This window comes from Stenotrophomonas sp. P5_B8 (assembly GCF_054049855.1).
Map to the genome: position 1 here is coordinate 19,549 of NZ_JBFULO010000006.1, position 7,556 is coordinate 27,104.

The 7,556-nt window shown below is 67.8% G+C and carries 5 protein-coding genes; all 5 read left to right on the plus strand.

What is annotated here, in order from left to right:
• The first annotated feature begins 63 nt into the window (after positions 1–63).
• Positions 64–1,137 carry an efflux RND transporter periplasmic adaptor subunit gene (locus ACXJKH_RS00770; protein ID WP_256777439.1) on the plus strand — a complete coding sequence of 358 codons (1,074 nt, stop codon included), beginning with the start codon at positions 64–66 and terminating at the stop codon, positions 1,135–1,137.
• Complete coding sequence (locus tag ACXJKH_RS00775) at positions 1,134–4,259, plus strand: efflux RND transporter permease subunit (RefSeq protein WP_457317924.1); 3,126 nt, start codon at positions 1,134–1,136, stop codon at positions 4,257–4,259. The genes ACXJKH_RS00770 and ACXJKH_RS00775 overlap by 4 nt, the downstream gene beginning before the upstream one ends.
• On the plus strand, positions 4,252–4,380 hold the full coding sequence (locus tag ACXJKH_RS00780) for a hypothetical protein (protein WP_457317925.1): 129 nt from the start codon (positions 4,252–4,254) through the stop codon (positions 4,378–4,380). The genes ACXJKH_RS00775 and ACXJKH_RS00780 overlap by 8 nt, the downstream gene beginning before the upstream one ends.
• Positions 4,381–4,831: 451 nt before the next feature.
• Positions 4,832–6,349, plus strand: a complete 1,518-nt coding sequence (locus ACXJKH_RS00785; protein ID WP_457317926.1) for an alanine/glycine:cation symporter family protein — start codon at positions 4,832–4,834, stop codon at positions 6,347–6,349.
• Positions 6,342–7,181, plus strand: coding sequence for a TrmH family RNA methyltransferase (locus tag ACXJKH_RS00790; protein ID WP_457317927.1), 840 nt, complete (start codon positions 6,342–6,344; stop codon positions 7,179–7,181). Before ACXJKH_RS00785 ends, ACXJKH_RS00790 begins: the two co-directional genes overlap by 8 nt.
• Positions 7,182–7,556: the final 375 nt, after the last annotated feature.

Genomic DNA, 7,556 nt, shown 5'->3' on the forward strand with positions numbered 1-7,556 from the left:
CATATGCCCGGTCAGCCCCGACCCGTACACTCGGCGGTCGTGGAATTAACGGGATTTTTTCAAATGTCGGGACGCATCACCGCGCGCATCGCCGCTGGCCTCACCCTGGCCTTCCTGGTCGGGTGCAGCAGCAAGGACGACGCCGCGCGCCGGCCGGCAGACGCCGTACCGGTCACCACCCAGGTGGTGCAGCCCTCGGCGTGGAATGACACCCTCCAGGCGCTGGGCACGGCCAAGGCCCGTGAATCGGTGACCATCACCGCCAAGGTCAGCGAAATCATCGAAACCGTGCACTTCGACAGCGGCCAGCAGGTCAGAGCCGGCACGCCGCTGGTGACCTTGCGGGGGCAGGCACAGGAGGCGGCCCTGCTGCAGGCCCAGGCCACCTTCGCCGAAGCGGACCAGCTGTACAAGCGCCAGCGCGAACTGGCCGCCCAGCAACTCGTCGCCAGCGCCACCCTGGACACCCAGCGCGCCATCCGCGATGCGGCCGAAGCCCGGGTGCGCGAAATGCAGTCGGACATCGGCGACCGCCGGGTCCGCGCGCCCTTCGCCGGCGTGCTCGGCATCCGTCAGGTAAGCGCCGGCTCGCTGGTCACCCCCAGCACCACCATCGCCACGCTGGATGACATCGAGCGCATGCACGTCGACTTCCAGGTGCCCGAAGCCGAACTGGCCAGCCTCACCACCGGCGACAAGGTCACTGCCAGCAGCGTCGCCTATCCGGGCCGCAGCTTTGAAGGCACGGTGGCCACCATCGATACCCGCGTCGATCCCGGCACCCGCGCGGTCACCGTCCGCGCCGACTTCATCAATGCCGACCACGCCCTGCGTCCCGGCATGTTGCTGGACATCCGCATGTTCCGCCCGGAACGACAGGCGCTGGTCATCCCCGAAATCGCCGTGGTCCAGGTCGGTCGCGATTCCTTCGTCTACCGGGTCAAGGCCGACCACAGCGTCGAGCGCAGCGACGTCAGCAGCGGCGCCCGCCGCGCCGGCGTGGTGGAAATTCTCAGCGGGCTCAAGCCCGGCGACCGCATCGTGGTGGACGGCACCGGCAAACTGCGGCCGGGCCTGAAGGTCGACGACCGCCCCGACACCGCGCCCGCCGCCAAGCCCGCGGACCCGGCAGGATGAAGCTGTCCGACGTCTCCATCCAGCGCCCGGTCTTTGCCGTGGTGATGAGCCTGCTGCTGGTCGTGCTGGGCATCATGTCCTTCACCCGGCTGACCCTGCGCGAGCTGCCGGCCATCGATCCGCCGATCGTGTCGGTGTCGGTCGATTACACCGGCGCCTCGGCGGCGGTCATCGAAAGCCGGGTCACCCAGGTGCTGGAAGACGCGCTGGCCGGCATCGAAGGCATCGATACCATCAACGCGCGCAGCTCCAACGGCCGCGCCCAGGTGAGCATCGAGTTCAACGCCAGCCGCGATATCGAAGCGGCTGCCAACGACGTGCGCGATGCGGTCAGCCGCGTCGCCGACCGCATGCCCGAAGAGGCGCGTCCGCCGGAAATCGCCAAGGTCGAATCCGATGCCGACCCGATCATCTGGTTCAACATGGCGTCCTCGAGCATGGACACCCTGGAGCTGAGCGACTACGCCGACCGCTATGTGGTGGATCGCTTCTCAAGCCTGGATGGCGTAGCCCAGGTCCGCATCGGCGGCCGCCAGCGCTACGCCATGCGCATCTGGCTGGACCGCGACCAGATCGCTGCCCGCGGCCTCACCGTGGGGGATGTGGAAACCGCGCTGCGCAATGAAAACGTGGAACTGCCCGCCGGCCGCATCGAATCGACCGACCGTGATTTCACCCTGCGCGTGGAGCGCAACTACAGCAAGCCCGAGGACTTTGCGACCATCCCGCTGGGCAAGGGCAACGACGGCTACGTGGTACGCCTGGGGGACGTGGCGAAGATCGAACTGGCCTCCTCCGAACGCCGCGCCTACTACCGCAGCAACGGCGAGCCGGGCATCGGCCTGGGCATCGTCAAAACCTCCACCGCCAACGCACTGGACGTGGCCCGTACCGCGCGCGCCGAGGCCGAGCGCGTCGCACTGACCCTGCCCGAAGGCACCCGCATCTTCGTCGCCTTCGACAACACCACCTTCATCGAAGCAGCCGTGGACCGCGTCTACGCCACCCTGGTGGAGGCGATGCTGCTGGTGCTGGCGGTGATCTGGCTGTTCCTGGGCAGCTTCCGCGCCGCGCTGATTCCTGCGGTAACCGTACCGGTGTGCCTGGTCGCCGCGTTCATCGCGCTGTACGCCTTCGGCTTCTCGATCAATCTGCTGACCCTGCTTGCCCTGGTGCTGTGCATCGGGTTGGTCGTCGATGATGCGATCGTGGTGGTGGAGAACGTGCAGCGGCGTATCGACCTGGGCGAGCCGCCGCTGGTGGCCTCCAAGCGCGGTACCGCGCAGGTCGCCTTCGCGGTGATCGCCACGACCGCCGTGCTGGTAGCGGTGTTCCTGCCGGTGGGCTTCCTGGAAGGCAATACCGGCCGCCTGTTCCGCGAACTGGCCGTCGCCCTGGCCGCCGCGGTGGCGCTGTCGGCGTTCGTCTCGCTCACGCTTACCCCGATGATGGCGTCCAAGCTGCTCAAGCCGCATTCCGGGCGCGCCCCGCGCGGCCTGCACGGCGTCATCGATCGCAGCTTGGCACGTGTGTCCGGCGCCTATGGCCGCGTGCTGGAAAAGCACATCGGTCGCACCTGGATCTACGTAGTGGTGATGTTGCTGTCGCTGCTGGCCAGCGCCCTGCTGCTCAAGCTGCTGCCCTCCGAGCTGGCCCCGGCCGAAGACCGCGGCTCGTTCCAGATCATGATCGACGGCCCCGAAGGCGCCGGCTACGACTACACCGTCGGCCAGGTGCAGCAGGTGGAGAAGATCGTGTCCGGCTTCGTCGGYGACGACAAGCCGATCGTGCGCGCCAACCCGCGCGTGCCCGGCGGTTTCGGGGCCAGCGAGGAAATGCACACCGGCCGCATCAGCGTGTTCCTGCAACCGTGGAAACAGCGCGAGGTGGCCACCCCGGACGTCGCCGCCGACCTGCAGAAGCACCTGGATGGCCTGCGCGGCGTGCGCGTGCGCACCCAGGTGGGCGGCGGGCTGGTCCGCAGCCAAGGCCAGCCGTTCCAGATCGTGCTCGGCGGGCCCGAGTACGCCGAGATCGCGCAGTGGCGCGACCGCATGCTGCTGCGCATGGCCGACAACCCCGGCCTGGTCGGCGTGGACTCGGACTACAAGGAAACCCGGCCGCAGATGCGGGTCAACATCGATCGCCAGCGCGCCGCCGACATGGGCGTATCGGTCACCGCGATCGGCAGCGCGCTGGAAACCATGATGGGCTCGCGCCGCGTCACCACCTTCGTCGACAACGGCGAGGAGTACGACGTGCTGGTCCAGGCCGGTCGCGATGGCCGTGCCTCGCCGGCCGACCTGGCCGCCATCCGTGTCCGTGCCAGTAACGGCGAACTGGTGCCGCTGTCCAATCTGGTCACCCTCAGCGAAGTGGCTGAGGCGGGCAACCTCAACCGCTTCAACCGGCTGCGCTCGATCACCATCAGCGCCGGCCTGGCCCCGGGCTATCCGCTCGGCGAGGCGATTGCCTGGGCGCAGCAGACGGCCAGCGAAGAACTGCCGCAGCACGCGCAGCTGGATTGGAAGGGCGAATCGCGCGAATACCAGAACGCCGGCAGCGCGGTGCTGCTCACCTTCGCCATGGCGCTGCTGGTGGTCTACCTGGTGCTGGCCGCGCAGTTCGAGAGCTTCATCCATCCGCTGGTGATCATGCTGACCGTGCCGTTGGGCGTGCTCGGCGCACTGCTCGGCCTGTATGTCAGTGGCGGCAGCATCAACCTCTTCAGCCAGATCGGCATCGTGATGCTGGTCGGGTTGGCGGCCAAGAACGGCATCCTGATCGTGGAATTCGCCAACCAGCTGCGCGACGAAGGCCGCAACGTCCACGCGGCCATCGTCGAATCGGCGGTGGTGCGCCTGCGTCCGATCCTGATGACCTCCATCGCCACGGTGGTCGGCGCGATCCCGCTGGTGGTGGCCGGGGGGCCGGGGTCGGCCAGCCGCGGCACCATCGGCGTCGTGGTGATCTTCGGCGTCACCGTGTCCACCTTCCTGTCGCTGTTCGTGGTGCCGGCGTTCTACTCGCTGCTGGCCCCGTATACGCGTTCGCCCGAAGCCGTGGCGCGTGAGCTGGAGCGACAGGAGGCGGAGACGCCTTCGGTGGGCGGTCATGCCTGATCCGGCGATCCCCCGCTTCGTCGGTGAGGGTTTCGTGCTGCGCCAAGCCGACGGCGAGCCGGTCGGGCGCGGGCTGCGCGACTGCTTCTCCTATCTGTTTTCTCGGCTGCGCAGCCTGTAGCCCAACGTTGCCGTAGAGGCAGCCGGGCATGGCCCGGCTCTACCGGGCTCGGGTCGCTCGGGGGCAGAGGCAGCCGGGCATGGCCCGGCTCTACCGGGCTGGGGGCGCTCCGGGGCAGAGGCAGCCGGGCATGGCCCGGCTCTACCGGGGCTCGGGTCGCTCCGGGGCAGAGGCAGCCGGGCATGGCCCGGCTGTACCGAGGCTCGGGTCGCTCCGGAGCAGAGGCAGCCGGGCATGGCCCGGCTCTACCGAGGCTGGGGTCGCTCCGGGGCAGAGGCAGCCGGGCATGGCCCGGCTCTACCGAGGCTGGGGTTTCTCCGGGGAGAACCGGGCATCCTGCCGGGCCGATGAAGCGCTGCCGCTACCGCAGCGGCCCCCGATCGTGGAGAATCGAGCCGGTCCCCTCCAGCCGACGGGACGTCCTTTATTTTCCGCCGACTGGAGAGAGCGCGTGGAAGCAGCCGTACATTTCGTCAACAGCATCATCTGGAGCAAGGCACTGATCGCGGTGTGCCTGGGCGCCGGCCTGTTCTTCAGCATCCGTACCCGGTTCATGCAGATCCGCGGTTTCTTCGAGATGTGCCGCCTGACCGTGCAGGGCGAGAAGTCCGACGCGGGCGTGTCCTCGTTCCAGGCACTGGCCATGTCGATGGCCGGGCGCATGGGCATCGGCAACATCGCCGGCGTGGCCACCGCCATCGCCTTTGGTGGCCCCGGTGCGATCTTCTGGATGTGGGTGATGGGCTTCCTCGGCGCCTCAACCTCCTATGTCGAGTGCACGCTGGCGCAGATCTACAAGACCAAGGATGCCGAAGGCCGTTACCGCGGCGGCCCGGCGTACTACATCGAAAAGGCCATGGGCCTGAAGTGGTACGCGCTGGCCTTCGCCGTGGCCACGATCATCGCGGCCGGCTTCCTGATGCCGGGTGTGCAGGCCAACGCGATTGCCGACAGCATCATCAACGCCTGCCGCGGCGGCGCGCTGTGCGGCCCGCTGGATGGCCAGTTCATGGGCATGGAATCGGTCCAGGCGCTGAAGCTGGGCATCGGCATCGTGGTGGCGCTGCTGCTGGGCGTGGTCATCTTCGGCGGGGTCAAGCGCATCGCCAATTTCGCCGAGGTGGTGGTGCCGTTCATGGCGGCCGCCTTCATCCTGATGGCCATCGTCATCATGATCATCAACTACGACCGCGTGCCGGTAATGTTCGGCATCATCTTCGACAGCGCCTTCGGCACCCACGCCGCGTTCGGCGCGATGATGGGCCTGGCGGTGGAGTGGGGCATCAAGCGCGGCATCTATGCCAACGAGGCCGGCCAAGGCTCGGGCCCGCATGCTGCGGCCGCTTCGGAGGTCTCACATCCGGCCAAGCAGGGCTACGTGCAGGCCTTTGCGGTCTACTTCGACACCATGATGGTGTGCACCGCCACCGCCTTCCTGATCCTGGCCAGCGGCACGTACAACGTGTACTCGCCGGTGGCCGGTGCCGAACCAATCTTCCAGGGCCTGGCGGGCATCCCCGAAGGTGCCGGCTATGCGCAGGCCGGCGTGGAAGCGGTACTGCCGGGCTGGGGTGCCTCGTTCGTGTCGGTAGCGATCTTCTTCTTCGCCTTCACCACGATCATGGCCTATTACTACATGGCCGAGACCAACCTCAGTTACATCAACCAGAACCGCAAGCGGCCGCTGACCGTGCTGGTGCTGCGCCTGGGCATCATCGGCATGGTGGTGTTCGGCGCGTTCCACAACGCCACCCTGGCCTGGGCGCTGGGCGACATCGGCGTGGGCCTGATGGCCTGGTTGAACATCATCGCCATCCTGATCGTGCAGCGGCCGGCGATGCTGGCCCTGCGCGATTACGAACGACAGAAGAAGCTGGGCCTCGACCCGACCTTCGACCCCGATGCCCTGGGCATCAAGAACGCCGATTTCTGGCGTCAACGCAAGCTGGAGTTGTCCCGTAGTGAATGATCCCTGGAAGAATGCCCGCCGCCCGTCCTCGCGCCCGCCGCGGGCAACCCCGTTGCCCCCGCGCGAGGGCGGCACGCCGCCACCGCCGGGGCGTGGCAACGACGAACTGCGCCTGTACGGGTGGAACGCGGTGCAGGCGCTGTTCGAGAAGCGCCCGCAGGCGCTGCGCAAGCTGTACCTGGCCGAATCGCTGATCCCGCGCATGCAGCCGGTACTCAAGTGGTGCGTGGCCAACCGCGTCGGCTATCGCGTGGTGGAGGAGGGCGACCTCAACAAGCTCGCCGCCACCACCCACCACGAGGGCGTGGTCGCCGACGTGCTGCGCGCGCCGATGCTCGACCTGGATGCGTGGCTGGACACACTGCCTGCCGGCAAGCCTGCGCTGGCGTTGTGGCTGGATGGCGTAGGCAACCCGCACAACTTCGGTGCGATCCTGCGCTCGGCGGCGCATTTCGGCGTGACCGGGCTGCTGCTGCCTCCCGGTTCCACCCTGGCGCTGTCCGGCGCTGCCGCGCGCGTGGCCGAGGGAGGCGCCGAATCGGTGCCGCTGGTGCGTTTGCCGGAACTGCCGCAGGCGATGGCGCAGCTGCGCCAGGCAGGTTTCGGGCTGGCCGCGACGCTGGTTGACGGCGGCAACGACCTGTTCGCCAGCGATGTGCCGGCGCGCCTGGTCTATGTGATGGGCGCCGAAGGCGAGGGCATGGATCGTGAGCTGGCGCAGGACTGCGATCAGCAGCTGTCCATTCCCGGCACCGGTGCGGTGGAGAGTCTCAACGTGGCATCGGCGACAGCGGTGTTGCTGTCGCACTGGTACGCACGCCAGGCACGCTGAGCAGGACGCGGTTTTCGGGTAGCGCACGTGCGCGCTTCTCCAACCCGGTGTGATCGGTGTCACCGATAGCGTCGTGACTACACGGGATTCGGATTATTCGCATAGTGAGCGGCCCATGCGCTGCGTCACAGTGCAAGGCGGTGCTGTGTTGGGTGGGTGAGGAGAGACACCCGCCCAGCGCGGCGCCGTTGTCCGGACCGCAGTACGTCTGTGGCGCTCACCGCGTGGGGTGTGACGAGTCCCGGAAGCCCGGTCGTTTTTCGACCGGGCTTTTTTTTGTTTTTTTGCCTTCCGTGGGCAAGCAGAAGCGCGCCCTGAATCTCTTTCCGTGCCTTGGTCGGTGGGTTGGGCGCTGGGYCCCCATGCCCTTGGAGG